Genomic DNA, 25,428 nt, shown 5'->3' with positions numbered 1-25,428 from the left:
TCTTTTAGTATTTCAGGTAAGAGCTTGGTATAGGAGATGTAGACTCTTGTATGAAATAATCAGAATAGCACAATATCACACTACATATTATTGCTTGAGAATGTTAAAAATATTCTGAATATAATAATGGCAGCGTAATTGAAACTATAGACCAAAAATTAGATGAGATTGGCTATAAAGTATATAGAAATGTGTTAAATGCTTCATTATTTGGAGTACCGCAAACAAAGAGAAAGAGTTTATTTTGTTTGTTTACGAAAAGATTTTAGCAGTGAATATACACTCAAATATGTAAAACCGGAAGAGTCTTATGAAAGGATTTTTCTTAATGATATTTAAGAACAGGATGTTGATAAAAACGTATATATTAATAGAGATGATGTTATTTTAGATAAAACACCGGTTGAAAAGCAATTAAAGCCAATTAGGATTGGTCAAGTTAATCAAGGCAGTCAAGGTGAAAGGATTTACAGCCCTTTCCGGTCATTCGCTTTATCAGCTTTTGGTGGCGGTCTCGGTACTAGAACCGGTCTTTATTATATAAATGATAAGATAAGAAGACTAACAATCAATGAATGTAAATGTTTAATGGGTTTCCCTCAAGATCATTATGTTGCAGATGGATTAAAGGGTTATAGGCAATTCAGTAATTCCACAAATAATAGCAAATATATATGACTCAATAAGAGCAGTTTAATGGATAATGGAATATACTTGATCAACTTCAAAAATTGGCTACGTCGTTCTACAAGTACTGCGGTACTCACGTATTAAGTATACGCTGCATTCCTCGTCTTGTGAACTCCTGGCTCTTTTTGAAGTTGATCTTCGTATATGGATTGCTAACTATAAATTCGTCATTGTGAGTAGGCATTGTTGCGTGGACCAGTAAATGCTCTTGATGTCATTCCCGCAGAAGCGGGAATCCAGTAAAACCTACAAAAAACTTGTTTTTTTAGGTTTATTTTGTTAATACTAAGACTATTTTTTTTGGATTCCTGCTTCTGCGGGAATGACATCGGTATCCACGCTGGCAATACCTTGTGAGTAACTGTAAGTAGCATGGTAACCTAGAGACATTAATGTTATCCACGTAACAGGTATTAAAGATTGTGAATTAGCTAATTATTTTGTATAGTTCTAAAAACAAATTTTAAGAGAGTACTTAAATGGCAGAGTTAAGGTTACCGCCAAATTCAGTAGTAAAAAAAGGTAGAGAGCATAAAGAACAAGAGGAAATGCTTAAACCTAGAAAGATAAAAATTTATAGGTATGACCCTGATCTTGATGAGAATCCTACTATCGATAGTTTTGAGATAGATTTAAGCAAAACCGGACCGATGGTTTTAGATGCTTTAATTAAAATCAAAAACGAAATCGATTCTTCGTTAACTTTTAGGCGTTCTTGTCGGGAAGGAATTTGCGGTAGTTGTGCAATGAATATTGACGGTACAAATACTTTAGCATGCATAAAACCAATAGAAGATATATCAGGCGATATCAAAATCTATCCGCTTCCTCATATGAAAGTAGTGAAAGATTTAGTACCTGATATGTTGCATTTTTATGCACAATACGAATCTATAGAACCTTGGCTCAAAACCGATAGCCCTACCCCTTCAAACTCTGAAAGGTTACAGTCGATTAAAGACCGAGAAAAGCTTGACGGTTTATATGAGTGTATATTATGTGCTTGTTGTTCTACTTCTTGTCCTAGCTATTGGTGGAACGGTGATAAATATTTGGGTCCTGCGATTTTACTACAAGCATATAGATGGATTGCCGATTCAAGGGATGATAATACCGGTGAACGTCTTGAAGCTTTAGAAGACCCATTTAAGCTTTACCGTTGTCATACGATTATGAACTGTACTAAGACCTGCCCGAAAGGCTTAAATCCTGCTAAAGCTATCGGTAAAATAAAAAGTTTAATTGCAGGACGTCACGGTGTGTGATTCTTAATTAATTATTTTTAAAAATGATAAAATAATGAAAAAAGCAATTATTTTCTGTTGATTGTAATAATACCTTGACACAAGGTGACATGAATTATTGTGTCGCTGCAGAATATAAGAAAGTTGATAAGAAACTAAATCAAATATACCAAGAAATATTAAAACATATTTCAGACAAACAAGAATAAGTTAATTTACTTAAAAAATCCCAAAATTTATGGATTAAGTACCGAGGTGCTGATTGTGAATTTCGAAGTTTTGGGGTTTATGACGGTTCCGTATATCCAATGATACTACTTATGTGTCTTACAGGAAAAACCGAAGAGCATATAAAAGAATTTGAAGCCATGCTGAAATGTGAAGAAGGGGACTTAAGTTGTCCATTTATAATCAAGACTCAGAACCTAGGTTTTGTGGACATTTCTAATTGATTTGCTATTTTGAGGTATTTTGTAGCGAAAATTAATAAGATTTTTGCCGGAATAGTTATTCGTATTTCAAAAAAATCTTATAATTTGCAGCAAAAAATAGCCAATCAATTAGAAATGTCTACAAAACCTAAATTAATTCATAATTTGTAATACTTTAAATAATTCTCCCATTTGTTTCGGTGATATTAGTCTTTCTACCTGTCTTTCTATTATTTGTGCCTGCTCAGACATCTTTCCAAACTCTACTTCTAGAGGTAATTTATACGTCGATCCGATACTCGCATCCTCACGTACTAAAGTGTACGCTGCGGTGCTGCGTTTCGTGTCTCCTTTAAATTCCTCTCTATAAGCGAATTTGGAAAGATGTCTATCATTAAGCTTGTCTTGCAATGTTTGTTTGCGTAATAAGATTCCATTTTCTATTAAAAAATCTCGTTGCGATATTGTATCTATTACGTTTATTTTGTTGTTTTTAGCTACCGTCTTTAATGCATAAAAATCCACATGTGCCGATAAATCAGCTTCTCCAAGATTTTCAAGGATGGGGCAATATTTATGGTTTTTAACCGCTTGTAATGTTTGATTATATTGATATCTAGTTCTACCATTCGGAGCTATATCATAGCCGTAATCTATTATTAAGCCACTGCCGCTTAGTCTTTTTAGATGCTGCGCTATAAATTTTATAATTTCTATCGATTTATAAGATTCTTCAAGTACTGCCCCGTCTTTTGCTTCAATATGAGTACGCAGCAGATATTCTTGTAATTGCTTATTAACGCTTATTTTATCGTATTTAATTCTTTCGTCTACCGGCTGCACTACAAATATCCTTTCATACCATAATTCCTTGACTTTAATATATTGCTTTATCGGTATAGCATCAAAGAATTCGTTAGCTATTATTATAGTAGGTTTTTTTGGTATATCTTCTACAAATGATTGATGACTAATCGGTAAATTAATATCTTGTAAATTAGCCTTTTGATGAGCAATAAAATTTTTATTAATTTCTATTAGTTCAATTGATAAAGCTTTATAAAATTCCGGTACTAATTTTGCAGTACGTAGTAAATCACGCATTAATAGACCTCGACCAGGACCAAGCTCTACTAAACTAAGACTTTTTGGGCAGCCAATTCTTTGCCACTCTCTGATACACCATAAGCCGATAATTTCACCGAATAGCTGTGAAATTTCAGGAGCCGTAACAAAGTCACCTTCGTTAGCCAATGATTTTACTTGCTTATAATAGGAAGTAGGATTTAAGTTTAATACCTCCTGCATGAGGACATCGCAAGTAATATAACCGTTTTGATCAATTAATTGTCTTATTTTGGATTCGATTGACATATTAAATAACTTCCTAAAAGTAACATAGGTACAGATAAAATTTGTCCCATAGTTAAGCTATCTAAAATAAACCCGATTTGTATGTCGGGTTCTCTAAATATTTCAATAGTGATTCGGAAAAGACCGTAAAATGTTAAAAATATTCCTGAGTTTAAACCGCACTTTTTAAGAGTTTTGTGCTTAAATGTTGCATATGCTAAGATACTAAATAATACTAAACCTTCAAAAGAAGCTTCATATAATTGACTAGGATGTCTTGGCATCAAATCGCTATTCGGAAAAATCATACCAAAAGAAGAATTTGTAATACGTCCGTATAGTTCGCCGTTAATAAAATTAGCGATTCTACCTAAAAATAATCCGATAGGTACTACAGAGGCTATTATATCCGTGAGACTTAAAAAATTAATTTTATATTTTCGGCAAAACAAATAAGCAGCAATAATCACCCCTAAAGCTCCGCCATGGAAAGACATCCCGCCTTCATAAGTTTTTAAGATATCTATTGGATTTGAAAAATATCTAGAAGGGTTATATAATAAAACAAACCCTAGCCTGCCTCCGACTATTATGCCTATAACGGCATAAGTAATGAAATCTTCTAGATTTTTTTTGGTAATTTGAGGCTTAAATTTTTCTATAATTTTATTTGCATAGAACCAGCCTAGCAAAATTCCTATTACATATGAAAGAGAATACCAAGAGATAGCAAGTGGACCTATAGAGAAAATAATTGGATTGATATTAGGAAATGTCATAGATAAATAAGTTATTTAATTCATTTAACGTTTGAGTTACGGAAAATTACGTAAGTAATTGACGAGGCAATTCAGTTTTTTATTATTTTTATGGGTTGCCGCAGCTGCTTCGTGGCTTCGCAATGATAGTATCTATATTTGCTTAGCAATACCAAATTCTTTTGAGTTAAAATTATTGATAAAAATAAAATTCTTAGTAATAATAAAAAAGATTTATATTTATAATAATAATGATAGGTAAAATATGCAATATTTAATGGATCTATATCATACCTCAAGTACTGAGTTAGTATTATTGTTTGTTATGTTAGTATCTCTTATACCGGTGATATTTCTAATTAAAAGATTAATTTTTATTCCTGTAAAAAATTATTTAACTAGACATCATTATGATGATTATGCAAGGATAAAAAAATATCCTATATTTCGTTATTTATTACATACTTTATTAGCACTTTACTTTGTATGTTGGGGAAAGATTTTTCATCCTACTTCTTTTAAAGCACATGTATTACTGGGAATCAAAGATACTATAGTAATCTTATATACTGGTATATCTGTGACGATGTTATTATTAACGCTTATAGATGCTTTTGCAGATCTGTATCACAATAGAATCAAAGCCGTTACAAAAAATGCACCGCTTAGCTTATATTTTCAAATATTAAAAATTATTGTCATAGTTATTGTAGCAATGGTAACTATTTCATATATATTAAATATTTCGCTTAGTACATTCTTAACAAGCTTAGGTGCAGCCGCAGCTCTTTTAACATTTGTTTTCAAAGATACCGTTTTAGGATTACTTGCAAGCTTGCAACTAACTACTCAAGAAATTATTAATATTGGAGACTGGGTACGTATAGGCAAAATTGAAGGAACAGTTGAAAAAATTACTATTTCCGTAGTAACAATTAGGAATTTTGACCAATCTATTTCCACAGTTCCTACTTACAGCATTTTAAATTCTAACGTAACTAATTATAGAGGAATTAGTGAATCAGGAGCAAGAAGGGTAAAGAGAGTATTTAATATTAATATGGCAACTATTAACTTCTGTGATGCTACTATTTTAAAAGCACTAAAAAAATCTCCTTATATATCAAAGGATGTAATAGATAAAATCACTCTTGATAAAGAAGAGAAAGATTTAACCAACATTAAACTATTCAAATTATATATTCAGGAATATCTAAAAAATAATCCGGCAGTTTATACCGAAGGGTTTACTTTTCTAGTAAGACAGCTTGAACCTACGATTAATGGGTTGCCTATAGAAATATATATCTTTGTTAAAGAAGTAAATTTAGTAGGTTATGAAAATATACAGGACAATATTTCTGAACATTTCATTTCTATACTTCCTGAATTTAAATTAAAAATATTTCAGAATATAGGAGTGGTATAACATATCCGAAGTAAAATGAAAAGTAGTAAAAATAAAAAAATAAATTAAATTTGTATCCAAGATGGAAGTTGTCTTTCATCTTGGATATTCACTACTTTTGAAAGCAAAGAAGTATATATACTACTTGATTATTTTCTCTAAATGCTCTAAAACTTTAAGCTTTAAAAATATTAAAATTTAAGACCTAGGAATGAATAATAATATAATTAATTTAATAGCCGCTATTATACTGTCTTTAAGTATAATTTTCGGTTGGCAGTATTTTATTGTAAAACCTGAACAAAAAAAACAGCAACAGCAAATAGCAGTGCAGAAAGCAGAAAATTTAAAGAAACAACAGTTAAAAGCTTTAGTCGAACCTGCAACTGGTATTATTCTTCAAGAAGAAAGTCAAGTACAGCGTATTAAAATAGAATCTGAATCACTTATCGGTTCTATTTCATTAAAAGGACTTAGGTTTGATGATTTAATATTAAAGAAATATAAACAAGATTTATCTAAAAATAGTCCTGAAGTGAGATTATTTTCACCGGCTAATACAGAAAATGCATATTTTGCTGAAGTTGGTTTAGTTAGTAATTTATCTAGTGTAAAACTCCCTAACAACGATACTATATGGAATAGTGATAGTGAAATATTAAGCCCTGAAAAACCTGTTCATTTATTTTGGGTTAATGAAGACGGAGTTAAATTTTTAGTTACTATTACTGTCGATGAAAACTATTTATTTACTATAGAGCACACCATCGTTAATAATAGTGATAAAGAACTTCCTGTGCAATCTTACGGTTTAATAAATCGTAAATATATTGCCGTAGAGAAAGCAGTGAATATATTACATCAAGGACCTATTGGGTGTATAGACGAGAATCTTAAAGAATATTCTTATGATGATATTAAAGATAAGAAAAGTGAAAAATTTGTAGCAAGTAAGGTTGACTGGATAGGAATTACCGATAAATATTGGTTATCTTCCTTGATTCCGGATAAATCAAGTAATTACAGCTCGAATTTTAATTATGCTTTTAAGCAAGGGACTGAAAGATATCAGGTAGATTTTATTTCACCGGTACAAATAATAAAGCCCGGCGAAAATTTTTCAATTAAAAGCAGAATTTTTGCTGGAGCAAAAAAAGTAGACTTGCTTGATAAATATGAAAAGCAATATAATATTAAATTATTTGATAGAGCTATTGATTTCGGCTGGTTCTATATAATTACCAAACCGGTTTTCTACGCCATGAATTTTTTCTATGGTTATGTCGGTAATTTCGGTGTTAGTATATTAATTGTTACGGTTATAATTAAGCTATTAATGTTTACTTTAGCCAATAAGTCTTATCGTTCGATGAAAAAAATGAAAAATTTACAGCCGGAAATCGATAGGATAAAAAATTTATACAGTGATGATAAAGCACGTTTAAATCAAGAAATTATGGCTTTATATAAAAAAGAAAAAGTAAATCCGGTAGCTGGTTGTTTACCTATACTTGTTCAAATTCCGGTATTTTTCTCCATCTATAAAGTATTGTATGTAACTATTGAAATGCGGCAAGCACCGTTTTACAGCTGGATTAAAGACTTATCTGCACCTGACCCTACTACTATTTTTAATTTATTCGGCTTATTACCGTTCTCGCCGCCATCATTTTTAATGATTGGAGCATGGCCTATTTTAATGGCTATTACTATGTTCTTACAGCAAAAAATGAGTCCTGAACCTGCGGATCCGATGCAAGCTCAAGTAATGAAATTTATGCCGCTAATTTTTTTATTTATGTTTAGTAGTTTTCCTGTAGGACTTTTAATATATTGGTCTTGGAATAATATTCTATCCATCATTCAACAATATTATATTAATAAATTTAATTAATTAATGAGAATAGATAAAAATTTACCTAATTATCTAACTATTGCTCGAATAATGGTAATTCCGGTTATTATACTGGTATTTTATATAAATAATTCACTTGCACGTAAACTTGGGGCATTATTATTTGTTTTAGCTAGTATTACGGATTTTTTTGACGGTTATATTGCAAGAAAATATAATTTAGTTACAAGTTTTGGGAAGATGTTTGACCCTATAGCAGATAAGCTACTTGTAGGTTGTGTTATTATCATGCTACTAAAAAAAGATAATGTAGATGAGATACCTTGCTTATTAATTTTAGCACGAGAATTTTTAGTTAGCGGTCTTCGGGAATTTTTAGCTCTAGTAAAGGTTAGTGTGCCTGTATCGAGACTCGCTAAGGTAAAAACGTTTTTACAAATGTTTGCTTTATCGATATTGATACTAGGCTCAAAAGGTTCAGGAATTATTTATTTAGATACAGTAGGGGAAATAATTTTATGGATTGCCGCTTTTTTAACAATCATTACAGGTTATTCTTATTTTAAAGCCTGTAAGAAATATTTTTAAATAGGAGAATTTTATGATACATGTAAAATATATAATTTTAGGGTTTATTATGGTGTCTAGTTTAAATCTTTACGCTGCTAACAATGATATGGCCAATAAGAAGGTTGTAAAGGTAGAAGTAAGTAATGAACATTTAAAAACATTAAATGAAGCTTCTACTCTTTTAATTAGTTGTGTAGATTTTAGATTAATAGACGAAACAGATAAATTAATGAAGCAATTAGGATTAGAAGATAATTTTGATAAAGTATCACTGCCCGGTGCATCGCTTGCTCTCGTTAACGACAAATATACTTATTGGGGAAAAACAATAGAAGATACTATTGAGATTTTGCAAGAATTACATAACATAAAACAAATTGTTTTTCTTGATCATAGAGAATGTGGAGCTTATAAAATACTTATAGGTCAGGAACAGCTAAATACCAAGGAAAAAGAAACGGCAGCACATGCAGCAATCTTAAACAAGGCCCGTGATATAATAAAAGAAAAATTCCCCCAATTAAAAGTTTATACTTTTTTAATGGGTCTTGATGGTGTAGTAGAGCAGATTTATGAAATACCTAGCTAAAAGCAGAGTTATTGTATGGATAGGTTTATCCGTCATTGCGAGGAAATTGCGTAGCAATCTCAGGAGTTTGTTATTATTTCATGAGATTGCCGCACAGCCTACGGCTGCTCGCAATGACGATTTTTGACCCGCACAATAACGGCTAAGAAAAGTAATTTATTTTGTATCTTTGCTCTCATTATCATTAGAATCAGCAGTATTATTCTTTTGGTCGTTTTCTGCCGGTAGTTTAGAGATAGATAGTTTTTGTTTATATTTTTGTTGCTCTGCTAAAAAATTTTGAGCCTCTTTGGAAAGGCTGTTATATAGTTCACGTTTCTTCTTATTAATCTTGACTATTGCTGTTCTATATTTTTGTATTTCCTCCCGTACTTCCGGTTTTATAGTACCGGCGTAAGCAGAAAAATCATCTATAATTTTTTGTGTTGTAACATAGTTAGTTTTTGCTGCATCTTTTTTTGAGCCGTCAGAAGTTGTACTATTGGCAAAGCAACTTGTACTAATAAGGAAAATAGCTATTCCAAATATTATTTTTTTTATCATATAAACCTTAAGCCTTATTCTTGATAAGTAGACCATTTTTAAGTCTAATAGTCAATAGACTTCTTTTGGAACTCTACTTCTAGGGGTAATTTGTATGTCAATCCGGTACTCGCTCACGTACTTTTTTATACGCTGCGGTGCTGCGTTCTGTGTTTCCTCTAAATTCCTCCCTATAAGCGAGTTCGAAAAGAAGTCTAATATATAATATATAATAGAAATTATTTGTATTTTATTGTTGGGTGAGTATAAATATACCAATAGTTGGGAAAAATATAAAATTATGAACAATATACAATATTATAATAATAACGCTCAAGAGTTTTATAGCAGAACAATCAATGCAGATTTGTCTGATAACTATAAAGCATTTACTAGCTATTTACCTGAACAAGCTCATATTTTAGATGCAGGTTGCGGAGTTGGTCGTGATACAAAATATTTTTTAAGTCAAAGATATCAAGTTACTGCTTTTGACGGTTCAACCGAAATGGTTAAATTAGCTACAAAAGCAACCGGAATAGATGTATTGCACTCCACTTCAAGATATCGATTTTAAGGAGTCGTTTGATGGTGTTTGGGCTCAAGCAACTCTCCTTCATGTACCTTAACAATGAAGCAATCAATGTGTATAAAAAATTCATGCTGCATTAAAGCCGGAAGGCATTTTTTATGCTTCTTACGGATACGGTTCAGATATTATACAACGTGATGATCGCGATTTTTACAATATGCATGAAGATACAATAAAACCTTATTTTAACAGGCTTTTTGAAATAGTTAAAATATGGACGGAAAAGAGTAAGAGATTCTCTCCAAGTAAAGAGGCATTATGGTTAAATTTTATTGTTAAAAAAAGTAAAACAATATGATTAGATTAGTTTACTTATTTCTTGCTTTAATAATCAGTTTTAAAATATACGCAAAGGAATATAAAGGCTTAACATATAATCGTTATGAGAAAGATAAGCATGTGATTCATGTGTTAACTATTGATCCTAAGAATTTTGGGTTAAAACTAGTTAAAGCTCATAATCAGGTTATAGGCAGAGAAACAGTAAACGTTATGGCACACCGTACTAATGCAGCTGCTGCTATTAATGCCGGATTCTTTGAAATCGCCGGTAGTGATGACGGCAGACCAAGCCTTACTTTAATGATTGACGGCAAGCTATTTAGTCTTAGAAAACAACTACAAAGTTTGTTAATTATAGATCAGGGCAATATGCAAATTACCAAGGCTAGTGCAAAAATTTTAGTAGAAATAGGCGATAAATCTGTTATTCCAAATCAAGTTAATTATTTTTCAAACCTAAAAGATATTACTTTCTATAATGATGTTTGGGCGTCTACCACGTTAACGCCGTATACTAACAAAGAAATTTTGATTGATCAGAATAGGTCTAATTTTATTGTTACGGCAATAAGTAAGCATGGTGATAATCAAATTCCACAGAAAGGCTTTATATTGTCCTTTCCACAAGAAACAAGTTTGCCGGTAGTAAATATAAATGATTCTGTAAAGTTAAATTTGGAATTTATCGATAAAGACGGTAAGCTTATAAATTTAAGTAACACTGCTTCAATAGTAACCGGTATTCCCTATTGGTTCAAAACGGTAAAAATGTTGTAGATAATCCAAAGCAAGATGATCTGGCTCATGCTCGTACTGCTTTAGGAGTGACGGCACTATAGTTATAGTTGTAGTCGAGCATATTTATAAGCAACATGTAAAAGACCTTAAGCTTGTGCAAGTAAGATCAATATTACGGAAAGAGAAAGAAATAAATGTTGATAAATTAACAATTCCTGAAGCTTTAAAAATTTTAGAAAAACACCTTGTTAATGATACTGTGATAGGATTAACTAAAACAGAACTTGCAGATTATATGTTAAGCCTTGGATATGAATCGGTAATCAATTTAGACGGTGGCGGTTCTTCTACATTATTCATGGGCGGGAAAATTATAAATAATGTAACAGGTGATGAAGATGAAGCTTTAGGCGAACACCTCATGCGTTCCGTATCCGATGCAATAGTATTATACCAAATAATATAAAGTAAATTTACGTTGCCTTAACATGGAACAATGTCATTCCTGCGAAGGCAGGAATTCAGTAACTAAAAGATACAAATATAGTTAATTTTTCATATTAAAAGCTTGGATAATTTCGCTTTTTTCTAGATTCCCGCTTTTGCGGGAATGACATACTCAAATTTTAGCTAGAATGATATTTGAGATTTAGAGAACTCTAAGATTTTATATTTTCCTGCTCCATTGCTTTTTTACGCATTTCTAAATATTCTTCTTTAGTCATTATTTTTTTGGGAGCTACATAATCTAAAAATACTTTTCCGTTTAGATGATCGATTTCATGCTGGATAACTCTTGCTAAAAATCCTTCTGCGATACCTTGAATTTGATTTCCATTTATATCATATGCGTGATAATGAATTTTCTTGAATCTTGCTACCGGTCCTGTAGCATTTTCAACAGAAAAGCATCCCTCGTAATCTTCATGTTTATCAATACCTATCGGTTTATATGAGGGGTTAATCCAAATAGTTTTAGGCATTGTATCCTTAAGGTCAGGACGCCATTTTTTTAACTCTGCATCTTCATGTACTGCAAATATTATTATACATTTTGATATGCCTATTTGCGGTGCAGCAAGTCCTGCACAATTTTCTTCTTGATCATATTTCTTTTCTAAAATAGATATATCACGTAAATCTTCCGAAGATAACGGAAAGTTTAAAGTTTTTACCTTTATTCTAATAGTTTTATCCTCTGACCTATTTAAGGTTTGAATGTTCAAAGTTACATATTGCGGTAATGAAATATTGTTTTCATTTTTCATATTACTTTTACAACCTGTTATAAAAATTATAGCAGTTAATATATAGAGCTGTTTTTAATTTGGACATATATTTTATTATAATAATTTATAAATAGAAAATTATAGATAGAAACTAAAATCAAGTAAATAAATTGTCATATTTCTTTTACGCATACTATAGTTAATAATTTTATTTAATTTCTTTTGAGAAAAAATCAATAGGTTTGACTTTTCTAACATATTCTAGTACAATATTTATCTTCAAAATAAGTAGAAAAATTTAATTTATGAGTACTCCCAAAAGTGACAATTATCTCTCGGAACTAAGCAAGGTAATTTGGCCTATAGAAAGATATGAAAATAAGAAGTTTCTTCCTATGGCGTTTATGATGTTCTGTATTTTATTAAACTACTCAACGCTTCGTTCAATTAAAGACGGGTTTGTAGTAACGGATATAGGGGCAGAAGCAATAAGTTTCTTAAAAACATATATAGTACTACCTTCTGCCGTAATCGCTATGGTAATTTATGTTAAGCTCTGCGATATTTTAAAGCAAGAAAACGTGTTTTATGTTATTACTTCATTTTTCTTAGGGTATTTTGCATTATTTGCGTTTGTTCTTTATCCCTACCCTGATTTAGTTCATCCTGATCCTGAAACCATAAAATCTTGGAGTTTAGCTTATCCTAATTTCAAATGGTTTATAAGAATAGTTGGGAAATGGAGTTTTGCATCTTTTTATACTATGGCAGAGCTTTGGGGAACAATGATGCTTAGTTTATTATTTTGGCAATTTGCTAACCAAATTACTAAAACTGATGAAGCTAAACGTTTTTACTCAATGTTTGGTTTACTTGCTAATTTAGCATTGCCTGTAACATCCGTAATTATTGGATATTGCTTGCATGAAAAAACTCAAATAGTTGCAGAACATCTAAAATTTGTGCCTTTATTTGTTATAATGATAACAAGTAGCTTTTTGGTAATATTAACATATAGATGGATGAATAAAAACGTTCTAACCGATCCTAGACTTTATGATCCGGCATTAGTAAAAGAAAAGAAAGCTAAAGCTAAAATGTCATTAATAGACAGTTTTAAAATGATCTTTACTTCTAAGTATGTAGGTTATATTGCATTGTTACTTATTGCTTACGGTGTCTCAGTAAATTTAGTTGAAGGTGTTTGGAAATCCAAAGTAAAAGAATTATATCCGACGAAAGAGGCTTATACTATATATATGGGTAAGTTCCAATTTTATCAGGGTTGGGTTGCAATTGCTTTCATGCTTATAGGTAGTAATATTTTAAGAAAAGTATCATGGCTAACTGCAGCTATGATAACTCCATTAATGATGTTAATTACCGGTGCAGCGTTTTTTGCATTTATCTTTTTTGATAGTGTTATTGCTATGCATTTAACAGGTATTCTTGCTTCAGGTCCTTTAGCACTTGCTGTTATGATCGGTATGATTCAAAATGTTTTAAGTAAAGGTGTAAAATATTCTTTATTTGATGCCACTAAAAACATGGCGTATATTCCGCTTGATAAGGATTTACGAATAAAAGGGCAAGCTGCTGTTGAAGTTATCGGAGGAAGATTTGGTAAATCAGGCGGTGCTATTATTCAATCTACATTCTTTATTTTATTTCCTGCATTTGGTTTTGTAGAGGCAACTCCTTATTTTGCTTCTATATTCTTTGTAATAGTAATATTATGGATATATGCCGTTAAAGGTTTAAATAAAGAGTATAAAGTTTTGGTAAATAAAACTGAAAAATAGAATTTGTTAAAATTTAATATTATAAAAAAGCAAGCTTCAGAGTCTAGCAGTAAATAAATTTTCATTAACAATTAAAATTTATTTACTGCTAGACTCTGAAGCTTGCTTTTTTATAGTCGGAGAGTTTATAATATGACAAATACAAGATCCAAAATTAAAACTCCAAGATCGCCATATGTAAAAAAATATAATAGTTGGCGAGTAAGGATTTTGTATTCTATTATTATAGGTTACGCAACTTTTTATTTTTGTCGTCAGAATTTTAATATCGCAACTCCTGCTATAAGAGAATATTTGGGGGTTACTAAAACACAAATTGGCTGGATATTAACTGCTTCATCTATTATGTATGGAGTTAGTAAAGCTTGTAACGGGTTTATTAGCGATAAAGTTAATGCTCGGATATTTATGGTTTTGGGTCTTTTATTTGTCGGGATCATTACTATACTAATAGGTTTTTCAGATTCTTTATGGCTTATAGGAATTTTATGGATAGCCAGTAACTGGTTTCAATCTATGGGCTGGCCTCCTGCAACAAAGATGCTTACTCACTGGTTCGTTTCAAAAGAACTTGGAACTAAATGGGCTATGGGTGCAACTTCTAATCAAATAGGTGGTGCCCTTGCTATGATAAGCTGCGGTTATTTAATCGATAAATTTGATTGGAGAGCTGCCTTTTTTATTCCAGGTGTAGTTGCTTGTGTAGTATCGCTTTTTTTATATAATAGGCTTCGTAATTCTCCAAAAGACGTAGGTTTATCTACCGTAGAGGAATATAAAGAATATCCGCCTGAAGCTATAGGAGATTATGAGAAGCTATTAACTCCACAATTACTTAAAATGGTCTTTTGTAATAAGCTAATATGGTATGTTTGTTTAGCAAACATGTTTGTTTATATAATACGTTCCGGAGTAATTTATTGGGCTCCAACATTTTTAAAAGATTTACGTAATATAAGTCTTGCAAATGCAGGCTTACAAATCGGTTTATATGAAATGATAGGTATCCCAGGGGCATTAATAGCAGGTGTTTTATCTGATAAACTATTTCAAGGTCGTCGGGGTCCTGTTGCATCCATATGTATGGTATTGCTTAGCTTATTGTTAGTCTTGTTTTGGAAACTGCCTATTCACAGTGAATTATTAAGTATAGTAATTCTTTCTTTAATAGGCTTTTTTGTTTCAGGACCTCAGCTCCTTGTAGGTATAGCAGCTGCTGATTTTAGTACCCGTCAGGCTGTCGGTACGGCTAATGGATTATCAGGGTTATTTGGTTATTTAGGAGCGGCTATTGCGGGAGTCGGCGTAGGATGGATTAGCGATAATTATGGTTGGAATGGGGTATTTATATTTTTCAGTATTTCTGCTCTTTTAGGAGGAGGATTATTTGCTTTAATATGGAATCGCTCAGCTAAAAAATAAATTTAATAATTATAATAAATAGGTTACAAAATGACAATACAATATACTTTTTCAATGATTAAGCCTGATGCCATCAAAAGGAATAAAATAGGGCAAGTTAATACTTACTTAGAAAATGCCGGTTTAAAAATAGTGGCTCAGAAAATGAAATTTTTAACTAAATATGAAGCTGCATGTTTTTATGATGAGCATAGAGCAAGACCGTTTTTTAATAGCTTAGTTGAATATATTACTTCAGGAGCGGTAGTACTTCAAGTGCTTAAGGGGGAGGATGCTATAACTTTAAACCGCACCGTTATGGGTGCAACTAATCCTGCTGAAGCTGAAGCAGGCACTATTAGAAAAGATTTAGGCGAATCAATTGAGGCTAATAGTATTCATGGTTCAGATAGTGAAAATAGTGCGAAAAGAGAAATCGAATTTTTCTTTAATAAATCTGAAATTATAGAATAATTAATGTTAAAATATGACGTAATAGTTATAGGCGGTGGACATGCAGGCGTAGAAGCAGCCACCGCTTCTACACGTCTTGGAGTTCCTACTCTCTTAATTACGTTAAAACCGGAAAATTTAGGCGAAATGTCTTGCAATCCAGCAATCGGTGGCATTGCAAAAGGCACATTAGTTAAAGAAATCGATGCACTTGATGGGTTAATGGGTTATGTTATAGACCAAGCTGGTATACATTATAAAATGCTGAATGAGACTAGAGGACCAGCAGTTTGGGGACCTAGAGCTCAAGCTGATCGAAAGCTTTATAAAAAAGCGATGTATCAAATATTAACAAATTATCCTAATCTAGATATATTATATGGAAAAGTGGAAGATATAGAAATTAAATCTTCTAAAATTGAAGCGGTTATTTTAAATAACGGTAGCAAAATTCTTTGTCAAAAAATTATATTAACTACAGGTACTTTCCTATCAGGTCTTATTCATATTGGACAAAAAAAAATTCCTGCCGGTAGAGTAGATGAAGAGCCTTCGTATGGATTATCAAATACATTAAAACAAATAGGTTTTAAACTGGCTCGTTTAAAAACAGGTACACCGCCTCGAATTGATGGACGTACTATTGATTATAGTAAAACAATTTTACAACCCGGCGATAAAATTCCTCGTCCTTTTTCTGAATTAACAAATATTGTTAATGTTTCTCAGATAAATTGTTTTATCACAAAAACAACCTCAGAAACTCATGATATTATACGTGAGAATCTTGATAAATCCGCAATGTATTCAGGGCAAATAGAAGGAATAGGACCGCGATATTGTCCTTCTATTGAAGATAAAATAGTCAGATTTAGTACAAAATCAGAACATCGTATATTTTTAGAACCTGAAGGGTTAGATGATTATACGATTTATCCAAACGGTATTTCTACTTCTTTGCCTGAAGATGTGCAACATAAATTAATCAAAACAATACCAGGATTAGAAAATGTAAAGGTTTTACGTCCAGGTTATGCTATAGAATATGATTATGTTGATCCACGTGAAATAAGTGTTACGCTAGAGACAAAAAAAATAGCTGGATTGTATTTGGCCGGGCAAATTAACGGTACTACAGGATATGAGGAAGCCGCAGGGCAAGGTATAATAGCCGGTATAAATGCTGCTTTAGCAGTAAAAGATCAAGCACCGTTTATGTTAACAAGAGCAAACAGTTATATTGGAGTAATGATTGACGATTTAACAACATTTGGTACTATAGAACCTTATCGGATGTTTACTTCTCGCTCAGAATATAGATTGTCTTTAAGAGCAGATAACTCTGATTTACGTTTAACGGAATTAGGGATGAACATTGGAGTCGTATCAGAAAAACGTAAAAAAATATTCACAAAAAAATGTGAAGATATAGAAAAAATAAAATCATTATTAAATACCTTGTCTTTAACTACTAGTAAACTTGCTAAAATGGGTATACAGGTTGCACAGGATGGTACATATAAAACAGTATTAGACTTATTTAAAATACCTAATTTTAATGTTGAACAAGCTATTAAAATTTTTCCTATTCTTAAAGAAACACAAAATAATAACATTTTGCAATTACTCTATATTGAAGCAAAATATGCTTCATATTTAACTAGACAACATGCAGATATTAATTTATTTCAAAGTGAAGAGGCGCAGTTCATACCTAAAAATATTGACTATTTTAAAATACCAAGTATATCATTAGAGATACAGGAAAAACTTTCTGCCCATAAACCTACTACTATTGGTGTAGCACGTCGAATTCCAGGGATTACACCTGCAGCAATTACGGCTATTATAATTTATTTAAAAACTAAATATAGTGATGGAAGTTCCACGTGAAATAATTGAAAAGTTAGAAATTTTTCAAAAGTTAGTTAAAAAATGGAATAAATCAATCAATCTTGTATCGGATAATACTATACATAATTTTTGGCAACGTCATATATTAGACTCATTACAATTAATACAATATATTGATAATAAAGAAATACATTTGGTTGATATAGGAAGCGGTTCCGGTTTGCCTGGTATAGTATTATCTATAGCGGGGGTAACGCAAGTAAGTTTAATAGAAGCTGATTTACGTAAATGTATATTTTTAGAAAAAGCATCAAAGATATCAAATAATAACATACAAATAATCAATCAAAGAATAGAAAAAGTAGAAATAGATTGTAGTATATTAACTTGTAGAGCTTTCTCTAACTTAAATACAATATTTAATTGCATAAAAAATATTTCAGTACGAGAAAAATTTTTGTTATTAAAAGGAAAAAATTATTTAACTGAAATAGTAGAAGCTAAAGAGAGATGGTTATTTGGTTATTTAATACATCAAAGTATTACTTGTGAAGAAGGAAAAATTCTAGAAGTTAGTAATTTAACAAAAATGATATGAGAGTAATTGCTATTGTTAATCAAAAAGGAGGGGTAGCTAAAACTACAACTACTGTAAATTTAGCTACAGCTTTTGCTGCTGTAAATAAAAAAATTTTAGTTATAGATCTTGATCCTCAAGGGAATAGTAGTACCGGTTTTGGAATTAGTCAGCAACAACGCAAAAATACTATATACCAAGTATTAACAAATTTAATAGAATTGCAAGATGCAATAATTTCTACAGATATACCAAATTTAGAAATCATTACTTCAAACACTAATCTATCTGCGGCTGAATTAGACTTAACAAAATTAAAGGACCGAGAATATATTTTAATGAAGCTATTGGCAGAAATAAAAATATTATATGATTATATAATTATTGATTGCCCTCCTTCATTGAATTTATTAACGGTAAATGCTTTAGTTGCAAGCGATGAAGTACTGATTCCAATGCAATGTGATTTTTATTCTTTAGAAGGATTAAGTCATTTGTTAAAAACAATTGAAATTGTAGAAAAAAAATTAAACTCTAAGATAAAGATTGCAGGTATATTATTTACAATGTATGATAAGCGTAATCGTTTAACTGAACAAGTAGAAGATGATGTTAGAAAATGCTTAGGAGAATTAGTATTTAAAACCGTTATTCCAAGAAATATTAAACTATCTGAAGCTCCTTCATATGGAAAGCCGGCTATTATATATGATTATAAATGTTCGGGAGCAGTTGCATATATAGAACTTACAAAAGAAATCTTAGAAAGATATGGCAAAAAATAAAGGACTAGGAAGAGGATTATCTTCATTACTTGGAGAAGAAGTTATTTCTATAGAATCAGAAATAGTACAAATAATAAATATTGATAAAATAAGACCAAACGAGAATCAGCCTAGAAAAAACTTTGAATATGATAAAATAAAAGAATTAGCAGATTCTATATTGAATAATGGTTTATTACAGCCTATTATTGTTGATAATAATTTCCAAATTATAGCAGGAGAGCGACGCTGGCGTGCATGTAAATTAGCAAAAGTTTTAGAGATACCGGTAATTATAAAAAATTTAGATGCTAGAGAGAGTATGGAAATAGCATTAATTGAGAACATACAAAGAACTGATTTAACAGTGATGGAAGAAGCTCGTGGCTTTAAATATTTAATAGAAAATTTTAATTATACGGCAGAAAAATTAGCTGAAAGGCTTGGTAAAAGTCGTAGTCATATAGCTAATTTATTAAGGCTTAATAATTTGCCGCAGTCTATTCAAGATAAAGTAAATGAAAATATACTAAGTATGGGTCAAGCTCGGTGTTTAATAAATCATGAACATGCAGAAGTAATAGCCGATCATATTATAAATAATGATTTAAATGTACGTCAAACAGAAGAACTAGTAAGACAATGGTATAAAAATGAGTATACAAAATCCCCTAACAATAATAACAAAATAGGAAAGCGTTTTTTAAAGGACAACGCTACGGATAATGATCTAGAATTATTAGTAAAAGCTTTATCAGAAAAATTTGGTATAAAAATAACAATAGAAAATTATCCATTAGGCGGAAAATTAATATTTCATTATAAAGATTTAGAAGAATTAGACTTGATATTATTTAAATTAAATTAAAATGCATATGGAAAAATTATCAATAAGCTTGAACAAAAAATTATAAGTATAAAAGTATACACAATCCTCAAGCTGCTAAAATTAAAGTATATATACAGCATTTTATTTCTTAAGATAAATATCTAAACGAGAAAAACAATGATAGAAATTACAATGTCTGATTTTGAATTATATGATCATAGAGCAATAAATTCATACAATACAGTAGTAAATATATATATCGGTGTAAAATAATAATATAAGGAAATAAGTAATTTATGTCATATCAATATGTTTATGAAATGGTTGGTTTAAGCAAAATTATAAATGGTAAACGAATTTTAAAAGAAACAAATTTATCATTTTTACCAAAAGCTAAAATCGGTATAATAGGTCCAAATGGAGCAGGCAAATCGACTTTATTAAAAATAATAGCAGGTATTGATAAAGAGTTTGAAGGTAAAGCAACAGCTAAAATTGGTATAAAAGTAGGATATTTATCTCAAGAACCGTATCTTGATGCTAGTAAAAATGTTTTTGATAATATCATAGAAGGTCTTTATGAAAAGAAAAAACTTATTGATGAATTTAATTATATAAGTAACAAATTTGCTGCTGAAATCACTGATGAAGAAATGCAAAAGCTTTTTGATAAACAAGCAGAATTGCAAGAAAAAATAGACAATTGTGATGGATGGAATCTAGAACGTGAAATAGAGATCGCAATGCTTGCTTTACGTTGCCCACCAAAAGAAGCAGATATTACAAAAATTTCCGGTGGAGAAAAAAGAAGAGTGGCTTTATGTAAATTGCTTTTAGAGAAACCTGATATGTTGTTACTTGATGAACCTACAAATCATTTGGATGCAGAATCAGTTTCTTGGCTTGAGGATTATTTAAAGCATTATGAAGGTACTGTAATAGTAATTACCCATGATCGTTATTTTTTAGATAATGTTACAGAATGGATATTAGAAATAGATCGTGGAAATTGTATACCGTGGGAATCAAATTATAGTTCTTGGCTTGAGCAGAAGCAAAAAAAATTAGCTTTAGAAAGTAAAGAAGACGATGATAGAAAAAAACAATTGAATAGTGAACTTGAATGGATTCGTCAAACTCCAAAAGCTAGACAATCAAAAAATAAAGCACGTATTACAGCATATCAAGAGTTATTAAATAAACAACAAGAACAAAAAACCGATCCTACTCAAATAATTATACCTAACGGACCTCGTTTAGGTGATCTTGTTATTGAAGCAGAACATATAGCTAAAAAATTTAATAATAAAATATTATTATCAGATTTTAGTTTTAAAGTTCCACGTGGAGCTATTGTAGGAATTATTGGACCGAATGGAGCAGGTAAGTCTACTTTGTTTAATATTATTACAGGTAAAATAATGCCAGATAGTGGTTCTATTAAAATTGGTCAAACGGTAAAATTAGGTTATGTCGATCAATCACGGGATCATTTAGATGATAATAAGACTATATGGGAAGAAATTTCAGAAGGTCTAGATGAATTACAACTTGGTAATAGAATAATTAAAAGTAGAGCTTATTGTGCAGCTTTTAATTTTAGAGGCGGTGATCAACAAAAAAAAGTTGGACACCTTTCAGGTGGAGAACGTAACAGAGTACATTTGGCAAAATTACTAAAAGAAGGAGCAAATGTTATATTATTAGATGAGCCGTCTAATGATTTAGATATTGATACGTTAAGAGCACTTGAAGATGCTATTTTAGATTTTGCAGGTTGTGTATTAGTGATTAGTCATGATAGGTGGTTTTTAGATAGAATAACCACTCATATTATATCATATGATAAAGAAAATAATGCTACATGGTTTGAAGGAAATTATCAAGATTATCATGAATATATGCTAAGTACTAACGGGGAAAGTATTTTAAATCCAAAATATAAACATAAGAAATTAATATAAATATGTCTTTAACGCAAATATTATTAATTTTGTTTGTAGGAATATTGGTAACAAAACCACATGATATTTTTATAATTATTAAAGAATTAAAAAAAATAAAAGCGTATTTAATTAATATTAAGTCGTCTATTGTAAAAAATATAGATGAACCGTTAGAAACAGAGCAGGTAAATTTTTATTTAAAAAAAATTATTAACCTAGAAGGTTATTATCATGGTAGTTATGATTTAACGACAATAAAAGAAAAATATTATACACTAATAATTAATAATGACTTCATAGAAAATGAATCAGTACCTGATATAACAGAGAAACACTAATCCGTACCTCGTTCAATTAATTAAATCTAAGAATTATGCAAAAAGTAGTAAAACTTAACAATATCAAAATAGGAAATGATTTACCGTTTGTTCTAATTACAGGGCCTTGTCAGATTGAAGGAAAAGATCATGCGTTGTTTATGGCAGAAAAACTTGTTAAATTAACTAGCAAGCTTGAGATTCCATTTATTTATAAATCTTCTTTTGATAAAGCTAATAGAACTTCCGTACATGGGATTAGAGGACTTGGTATTGAGGAAGGTTTAGAAATTTTATCAAAAGTAAAATCTGAATTCGATTGTCCTATTGTTACTGATGTTCATTCAGAGAGTCAATGTACCGAAACAGCCGAAGTAGCAGATATTTTACAAATTCCGGCATTTTTATGTAGACAAACCGACTTGCTTCAAGCTGCAGCAAAAACAGGTAAAATAGTAAAAGTAAAAAAAGGACAGTTTCTAGCTCCGTGGGATATGAAAAATGTACAAACAAAACTAGAAGCTTTTGGAGTAAAGGATATATTATTTACAGAGCGAGGAGCATGTTTTGGCTATAATAACTTGGTATCTGATATGCGTAGTCTTGCAATAATGGCAGAGTTAAATGTACCTGTAGTTTTTGATGCCACACATTCCGTTCAGCAACCGGGCGGGTTAGGAGGCAGTACCGGCGGAGAAAGAAAATATGTAGAGTTACTTGCAAAGGCAGCAACTTCTGTAGGTATCGCTGGTATGTATATGGAAGTACATCAAGACCCCGATAACGCTCCAAGCGACGGTCCATGTATGATGAAGTTGGATAATCTAGAGTCCATTCTTATCAAACTAAAAAAATATGATAAAATTACAAAAGAAAAATAACTTCAAATTTTACCTTTCAAAATATATATAAATATCCCCTATTACTTCTATTTTAAAATAGAAGTAATAATTTTTTACAATATAAAAAATAGAACTTTCTTATCGTTAGAATTTCACCAATTTGCCTTTAAATCTTTGTTATAAATTTACTTATTTAGAAATTTTTTAAATAGTATTAATATTTATTTATTCAACTTATAGATCAAAAATGTTTTTATTTGTATAAATGCAAATAATTTATAGGTATAATTATTATGTGGAATCAAATAAAAGCAGTTGGCAGTACACTGCTTGGTAGTCAGCAGGAACGAGGTTTAAAAAATATAAATGATTTTTTGACGGAGTATTTTAATAATATTTTAGAACAAAAAAACACTCCAAACTTAACTGTTCTTGAAGAATGTAATATATTAATGAAATTACGTAATATTAATATCAAACACAAGCTTCATATCTAAGTATGAATATAAAGATATTATAGCTTGGCTCTCTAATAACACTCGTTCTATATTTAATGAAACATTAGTAAAACCAAATAGCGGGCTTGCGGAGTCTATCAATGTAACCGCTTTGGATTTTAGTAACTACCCCCTTTATAACAGAAGATATACCATATATAGCAAATTATTTAAGGAATAATAAGACTATTGAGCAAGTCTTTTTAGATAATTGCGGTATAAATGATAAGCAAATAAAAATTTTAGCTGAGGTGTTTAGACTTAATAAAACAATAACTGAACTTTCTTTAGTAAATAATAAAGCTATATTAGATATAAAATTAAAACCTTATCAAGTAACCGATAATGTAGAATCTAATAAAGAACAAAAAAATATTATAAAGAAGCATTAGAATGGCTTGATAAACTTACGGGATCGCAAGTTTAGCATATTGTTATATCTATAAATGAAATAAAAGCCAATGCTCATTATTATTTAGGTATGATCTATGAAAATAGTAAATCGGAATTAGATTGGTTTAGAGCAATAAGAGAATATATTAATGTTCTGGAAATTGAGAAAGATTTTAACTTTCTCTATGGCCATGATACAATTCCATACATTTTTAGCAATATTTGTAAAAAAATAGGTGGATTATTTTAAAATTTAGGGAGATCCTATAAGGACGAAAATAAAAGCGAAATAGTAATTAAATTGCTTCTTGAAGCAATAAAATATTTCAAGGTAAGTTTAAGTATAGACCCGATAGAAGAGTGTAGTTTTATTCTTAGAGAAATTTTTAACATCCCTAAGAATAAAAAAGAAGTAGAGAATTATCTAGCTTTAAAAAAAGATCTTTATATATCTTTAGGAGAATTTTTATTTTAATTAAATTTAATACCGCTAGCTGCTTTTGAATATTTAAAGGCTGCAAGTATAGCTAGCCCTCAGGAAGAACAAAAATTATTGTTAAAAGTTCATAAAGTTTATAGTACGGAGATGGAGGAAAATACTGCTTTTATACGCTCAATGCTTGACAAAGGTAAGATGGAAGATCTGAGTATAGTTACTAAAGAGGCTGACAGCACAAAATTTTTAAGTGATACACAGACTATAATAAATGATTTTGTTTCACTGCCGGAGCCGCAAGCCCAGGAGTGGCCAGAAGTACAACAAAATCAAAATGAGCAATTGACTAATGATCAACAAGAAGTAAACAAATGCCGATTAATACAGGACATGGGCATTGGGTCAGTATGATGATTAGTAAAGATAATGATACAAATAAGATAATATTTACTTATAATGATCCTTTGGGCAGATCGTTCAATGATCGTCCTGACTTAGTAAAACTTATTACCGAGGTTTGCTCTGATGCAGAAATAATGGATTTAAAAACTCAACAACAAGAAGAAGGAAATACTTCGGACTGCGGAGTTTTGGTATGCGATGATTTAATAAGACAATCTCAAGGCCTTAAAATTCTCTCTACGGAGCAATGTAAAGGACAAGGACTAAATTTAAGAAAATCTCAAGCTGAAACATTAAAACAAAGTTTAATAGCTCTCAACAAGCCCAAGAACAACATGTTTATATTAACATAGATAGTAATGCTTCAGATAACGAAGAAGATAAAGATAATAACGTTAATAGTAATGAAGTAGAGCATCCTCCTTATGATAATAATGACGAAGTTGAGGTAGGTGGAGCAACTATGCAACTTAATGATTAACATTAAAAGTTTGACGTTGCGATGTCATTGCTGCTGTTGCAGGAATGACATCGGCATTCTAATAACAATGCCCACTCGCAATACTTGCATTTACATCGAGAAAGAATTACCGCAGCCGCATTTTGCTTTAGCTTGCAGATTACTAACGTTGAAATATGAACTGCCTAGCTCTT

Annotated in this window: 26 protein-coding genes and 5 pseudogenes; 25 read left to right on the top strand and 6 right to left on the bottom strand. The window is 30.7% G+C overall.

Translation table 11 applies throughout. The annotated features are described in order from the left end of the window. The first annotated feature begins 137 nt into the window (after positions 1-137). From O6R16_RS04485 to O6R16_RS04475, 3 genes and pseudogenes are all read left to right on the top strand, one after another. Positions 138-269, top strand: a complete 132-nt coding sequence (locus O6R16_RS04485) for a DNA cytosine methyltransferase (protein WP_499680186.1) — start codon at positions 138-140, stop codon at positions 267-269. 900 nt (positions 270-1,169) lie between these two features. Next, positions 1,170-1,955 carry a succinate dehydrogenase iron-sulfur subunit gene (locus tag O6R16_RS04480; RefSeq protein WP_499680184.1) on the top strand — a complete coding sequence of 262 codons (786 nt, stop codon included), beginning with the start codon at positions 1,170-1,172 and terminating at the stop codon, positions 1,953-1,955. Positions 1,956-2,029: 74 nt separating this feature from the next. After that, positions 2,030-2,386, top strand: a pseudogene (locus O6R16_RS04475) (lysozyme inhibitor LprI family protein). 132 nt (positions 2,387-2,518) lie between these two features. Here the strand turns inward: O6R16_RS04475 and O6R16_RS04470 are convergent. After that, complete coding sequence (locus O6R16_RS04470) at positions 2,519-3,739, bottom strand: class I SAM-dependent methyltransferase (RefSeq protein ID WP_499680183.1); 1,221 nt, start codon at positions 3,737-3,739, stop codon at positions 2,519-2,521. Further along, entirely contained in the window at positions 3,718-4,497 is a 780-nt protein-coding gene (gene lgt / locus O6R16_RS04465) for a prolipoprotein diacylglyceryl transferase (protein ID WP_499680182.1), read from the bottom strand. The genes O6R16_RS04470 and lgt overlap by 22 nt, the downstream gene beginning before the upstream one ends. Before the next feature lie 244 nt (positions 4,498-4,741). On the opposite strand from lgt, the gene O6R16_RS04460 reads away from it, so the two are divergent. The 4 genes from O6R16_RS04460 to O6R16_RS04445 all read left to right on the top strand — a co-directional run bounded on the left by O6R16_RS04460 (position 4,742) and on the right by O6R16_RS04445 (position 8,898). Then, on the top strand, positions 4,742-5,905 hold the full coding sequence (locus tag O6R16_RS04460; RefSeq protein ID WP_499680181.1) for a mechanosensitive ion channel domain-containing protein: 1,164 nt from the start codon (positions 4,742-4,744) through the stop codon (positions 5,903-5,905). A 190-nt stretch (positions 5,906-6,095) separates the two neighbouring features. After that, positions 6,096-7,778: a membrane protein insertase YidC gene (gene yidC / locus O6R16_RS04455; protein ID WP_499680180.1), complete on the top strand. Its 1,683-nt coding sequence runs from the start codon at positions 6,096-6,098 to the stop codon at positions 7,776-7,778. A gap of 3 nt (positions 7,779-7,781) precedes the next feature. Continuing rightward, the gene (gene pgsA, locus O6R16_RS04450; RefSeq protein WP_499680179.1) at positions 7,782-8,327 is read left to right on the top strand and encodes a CDP-diacylglycerol--glycerol-3-phosphate 3-phosphatidyltransferase; all 546 of its coding nucleotides are present in this window, start codon (positions 7,782-7,784) and stop codon (positions 8,325-8,327) included. Between the two features lie 13 nt (positions 8,328-8,340). Further along, positions 8,341-8,898 carry a carbonic anhydrase gene (locus O6R16_RS04445; RefSeq protein ID WP_499680178.1) on the top strand — a complete coding sequence of 186 codons (558 nt, stop codon included), beginning with the start codon at positions 8,341-8,343 and terminating at the stop codon, positions 8,896-8,898. A 156-nt stretch (positions 8,899-9,054) separates the two neighbouring features. Here the strand turns inward: O6R16_RS04445 and O6R16_RS04440 are convergent, their stop codons facing one another. After that, on the bottom strand, positions 9,055-9,441 hold the full coding sequence (locus O6R16_RS04440; protein WP_499680177.1) for a hypothetical protein: 387 nt from the start codon (positions 9,439-9,441) through the stop codon (positions 9,055-9,057). Between the two features lie 50 nt (positions 9,442-9,491). Beyond that, positions 9,492-9,631, bottom strand: a pseudogene (locus O6R16_RS04435) (palindromic element RPE1 domain-containing protein); the annotation flags it as partial. Positions 9,632-9,721: 90 nt separating this feature from the next. Between O6R16_RS04435 and O6R16_RS04430 the strand changes: the two are divergent. The 4 genes from O6R16_RS04430 to O6R16_RS04415 all read left to right on the top strand — a co-directional run bounded on the left by O6R16_RS04430 (position 9,722) and on the right by O6R16_RS04415 (position 11,498). Beyond that, positions 9,722-9,997, top strand: a complete 276-nt coding sequence (locus O6R16_RS04430; protein WP_499680176.1) for a class I SAM-dependent methyltransferase — start codon at positions 9,722-9,724, stop codon at positions 9,995-9,997. Positions 9,998-10,169: 172 nt separating this feature from the next. Then, positions 10,170-10,310 carry a hypothetical protein gene (locus O6R16_RS04425; protein WP_016769756.1) on the top strand — a complete coding sequence of 47 codons (141 nt, stop codon included), beginning with the start codon at positions 10,170-10,172 and terminating at the stop codon, positions 10,308-10,310. Continuing rightward, positions 10,307-11,071 (top strand): hypothetical protein, encoded by a 765-nt coding sequence (locus O6R16_RS04420; RefSeq protein WP_499680175.1) that lies wholly within the window; start codon positions 10,307-10,309, stop codon positions 11,069-11,071. Before O6R16_RS04425 ends, O6R16_RS04420 begins: the two co-directional genes overlap by 4 nt. A gap of 256 nt (positions 11,072-11,327) precedes the next feature. Next, a complete protein-coding gene (locus tag O6R16_RS04415) occupies positions 11,328-11,498 on the top strand; it encodes a phosphodiester glycosidase family protein (protein ID WP_499680185.1) in 171 nt (56 codons plus the stop codon). A 193-nt stretch (positions 11,499-11,691) separates the two neighbouring features. On the opposite strand, the pseudogene O6R16_RS04410 reads toward O6R16_RS04415, so the two are convergent. Next, positions 11,692-12,367: pseudogene (locus O6R16_RS04410) on the bottom strand (peptide deformylase). A gap of 199 nt (positions 12,368-12,566) precedes the next feature. On the opposite strand from O6R16_RS04410, the gene tlc1 reads away from it, so the two are divergent. The 14 genes and pseudogenes from tlc1 (at position 12,567) to O6R16_RS04340 (ending at position 25,127) form a co-directional block, all read left to right on the top strand. After that, complete coding sequence (gene tlc1 / locus O6R16_RS04405; protein ID WP_499680174.1) at positions 12,567-14,063, top strand: ATP/ADP exchange transporter Tlc1; 1,497 nt, start codon at positions 12,567-12,569, stop codon at positions 14,061-14,063. 132 nt (positions 14,064-14,195) lie between these two features. Continuing rightward, a complete protein-coding gene (locus tag O6R16_RS04400; RefSeq protein ID WP_499680173.1) occupies positions 14,196-15,485 on the top strand; it encodes an MFS transporter in 1,290 nt (429 codons plus the stop codon). Between the two features lie 30 nt (positions 15,486-15,515). Next, positions 15,516-15,938 (top strand): nucleoside-diphosphate kinase, encoded by a 423-nt coding sequence (ndk, locus tag O6R16_RS04395; RefSeq protein ID WP_010976767.1) that lies wholly within the window; start codon positions 15,516-15,518, stop codon positions 15,936-15,938. Positions 15,939-15,941: 3 nt separating this feature from the next. Next, positions 15,942-17,810 carry a tRNA uridine-5-carboxymethylaminomethyl(34) synthesis enzyme MnmG gene (gene mnmG, locus O6R16_RS04390; RefSeq protein WP_499680172.1) on the top strand — a complete coding sequence of 623 codons (1,869 nt, stop codon included), beginning with the start codon at positions 15,942-15,944 and terminating at the stop codon, positions 17,808-17,810. Beyond that, a complete protein-coding gene (gene rsmG, locus O6R16_RS04385) occupies positions 17,794-18,369 on the top strand; it encodes a 16S rRNA (guanine(527)-N(7))-methyltransferase RsmG (RefSeq protein ID WP_499680171.1) in 576 nt (191 codons plus the stop codon). The genes mnmG and rsmG overlap by 17 nt, the downstream gene beginning before the upstream one ends. Further along, complete coding sequence (locus O6R16_RS04380; protein WP_499680170.1) at positions 18,366-19,133, top strand: ParA family protein; 768 nt, start codon at positions 18,366-18,368, stop codon at positions 19,131-19,133. Before rsmG ends, O6R16_RS04380 begins: the two co-directional genes overlap by 4 nt. Further along, a complete protein-coding gene (locus O6R16_RS04375; RefSeq protein ID WP_499680169.1) occupies positions 19,120-19,980 on the top strand; it encodes a ParB/RepB/Spo0J family partition protein in 861 nt (286 codons plus the stop codon). The genes O6R16_RS04380 and O6R16_RS04375 overlap by 14 nt, the downstream gene beginning before the upstream one ends. A gap of 257 nt (positions 19,981-20,237) precedes the next feature. After that, positions 20,238-21,905: an energy-dependent translational throttle protein EttA gene (ettA, locus tag O6R16_RS04370; protein WP_499680168.1), complete on the top strand. Its 1,668-nt coding sequence runs from the start codon at positions 20,238-20,240 to the stop codon at positions 21,903-21,905. 2 nt (positions 21,906-21,907) lie between these two features. Continuing rightward, on the top strand, positions 21,908-22,225 hold the full coding sequence (locus O6R16_RS04365; protein WP_499680167.1) for a DUF2672 domain-containing protein: 318 nt from the start codon (positions 21,908-21,910) through the stop codon (positions 22,223-22,225). Positions 22,226-22,260: 35 nt separating this feature from the next. After that, positions 22,261-23,085 carry a 3-deoxy-8-phosphooctulonate synthase gene (gene kdsA / locus O6R16_RS04360; protein WP_499680166.1) on the top strand — a complete coding sequence of 275 codons (825 nt, stop codon included), beginning with the start codon at positions 22,261-22,263 and terminating at the stop codon, positions 23,083-23,085. A gap of 254 nt (positions 23,086-23,339) precedes the next feature. Then, positions 23,340-23,543 carry a hypothetical protein gene (locus tag O6R16_RS04355; protein WP_499680165.1) on the top strand — a complete coding sequence of 68 codons (204 nt, stop codon included), beginning with the start codon at positions 23,340-23,342 and terminating at the stop codon, positions 23,541-23,543. Between the two features lie 251 nt (positions 23,544-23,794). Continuing rightward, positions 23,795-23,935: a hypothetical protein gene (locus O6R16_RS04350; RefSeq protein WP_499680164.1), complete on the top strand. Its 141-nt coding sequence runs from the start codon at positions 23,795-23,797 to the stop codon at positions 23,933-23,935. Positions 23,936-24,237: 302 nt separating this feature from the next. Continuing rightward, positions 24,238-24,783: pseudogene (locus tag O6R16_RS04345) on the top strand (hypothetical protein). Continuing rightward, positions 24,744-25,127, top strand: coding sequence for a hypothetical protein (locus O6R16_RS04340; protein ID WP_499680163.1), 384 nt, complete (start codon positions 24,744-24,746; stop codon positions 25,125-25,127). Before O6R16_RS04345 ends, O6R16_RS04340 begins: the two are co-directional and overlap by 40 nt. Positions 25,128-25,345: 218 nt before the next feature. On the opposite strand, the pseudogene O6R16_RS04335 reads toward O6R16_RS04340, so the two are convergent. Further along, positions 25,346-25,428, bottom strand: a pseudogene (locus O6R16_RS04335) (iron-sulfur cluster assembly accessory protein); the annotation flags it as partial.

The organism is Candidatus Rickettsia tasmaniensis, assembly GCF_036857515.1.
Lineage (GTDB): Bacteria > Pseudomonadota > Alphaproteobacteria > Rickettsiales > Rickettsiaceae > Rickettsia > Rickettsia rickettsii.
The sequence above is the reverse complement of the archived record's forward strand: the minus strand, read 5'-3'. Positions and strand labels throughout refer to the sequence as shown.

Bases quoted from the DNA above. Each gene is read 5' to 3' on its own strand.
- O6R16_RS04470 (WP_499680183.1), bottom strand. From the start codon at position 3,739: ATGTCAATCGAATCCAAAATAAGACAATTAATTGATCAAAACGGTTAT.
- O6R16_RS04340 (WP_499680163.1), top strand. From the start codon at position 24,744: ATGCCGATTAATACAGGACATGGGCATTGGGTCAGTATGATGATTAGT.
- O6R16_RS04460 (WP_499680181.1), top strand. From the start codon at position 4,742: ATGCAATATTTAATGGATCTATATCATACCTCAAGTACTGAGTTAGTA.
- rsmG (WP_499680171.1), top strand. From the start codon at position 17,794: ATGGAAGTTCCACGTGAAATAATTGAAAAGTTAGAAATTTTTCAAAAG.
- O6R16_RS04480 (WP_499680184.1), top strand. From the start codon at position 1,170: ATGGCAGAGTTAAGGTTACCGCCAAATTCAGTAGTAAAAAAAGGTAGA.
- O6R16_RS04420 (WP_499680175.1), top strand. From the start codon at position 10,307: ATGATTAGATTAGTTTACTTATTTCTTGCTTTAATAATCAGTTTTAAA.
- lgt (WP_499680182.1), bottom strand. From the start codon at position 4,497: ATGACATTTCCTAATATCAATCCAATTATTTTCTCTATAGGTCCACTT.
- ndk (WP_010976767.1), top strand. From the start codon at position 15,516: ATGACAATACAATATACTTTTTCAATGATTAAGCCTGATGCCATCAAA.
- O6R16_RS04445 (WP_499680178.1), top strand. From the start codon at position 8,341: ATGATACATGTAAAATATATAATTTTAGGGTTTATTATGGTGTCTAGT.
- O6R16_RS04380 (WP_499680170.1), top strand. From the start codon at position 18,366: ATGAGAGTAATTGCTATTGTTAATCAAAAAGGAGGGGTAGCTAAAACT.
- O6R16_RS04400 (WP_499680173.1), top strand. From the start codon at position 14,196: ATGACAAATACAAGATCCAAAATTAAAACTCCAAGATCGCCATATGTA.
- O6R16_RS04415 (WP_499680185.1), top strand. From the start codon at position 11,328: ATGTTAAGCCTTGGATATGAATCGGTAATCAATTTAGACGGTGGCGGT.
- ettA (WP_499680168.1), top strand. From the start codon at position 20,238: ATGTCATATCAATATGTTTATGAAATGGTTGGTTTAAGCAAAATTATA.
- O6R16_RS04355 (WP_499680165.1), top strand. From the start codon at position 23,340: ATGTGGAATCAAATAAAAGCAGTTGGCAGTACACTGCTTGGTAGTCAG.
- O6R16_RS04375 (WP_499680169.1), top strand. From the start codon at position 19,120: ATGGCAAAAAATAAAGGACTAGGAAGAGGATTATCTTCATTACTTGGA.
- O6R16_RS04425 (WP_016769756.1), top strand. From the start codon at position 10,170: ATGCATGAAGATACAATAAAACCTTATTTTAACAGGCTTTTTGAAATA.
- O6R16_RS04430 (WP_499680176.1), top strand. From the start codon at position 9,722: ATGAACAATATACAATATTATAATAATAACGCTCAAGAGTTTTATAGC.
- kdsA (WP_499680166.1), top strand. From the start codon at position 22,261: ATGCAAAAAGTAGTAAAACTTAACAATATCAAAATAGGAAATGATTTA.
- pgsA (WP_499680179.1), top strand. From the start codon at position 7,782: ATGAGAATAGATAAAAATTTACCTAATTATCTAACTATTGCTCGAATA.
- O6R16_RS04440 (WP_499680177.1), bottom strand. From the start codon at position 9,441: ATGATAAAAAAAATAATATTTGGAATAGCTATTTTCCTTATTAGTACA.
- mnmG (WP_499680172.1), top strand. From the start codon at position 15,942: ATGTTAAAATATGACGTAATAGTTATAGGCGGTGGACATGCAGGCGTA.
- yidC (WP_499680180.1), top strand. From the start codon at position 6,096: ATGAATAATAATATAATTAATTTAATAGCCGCTATTATACTGTCTTTA.
- tlc1 (WP_499680174.1), top strand. From the start codon at position 12,567: ATGAGTACTCCCAAAAGTGACAATTATCTCTCGGAACTAAGCAAGGTA.
- O6R16_RS04365 (WP_499680167.1), top strand. From the start codon at position 21,908: ATGTCTTTAACGCAAATATTATTAATTTTGTTTGTAGGAATATTGGTA.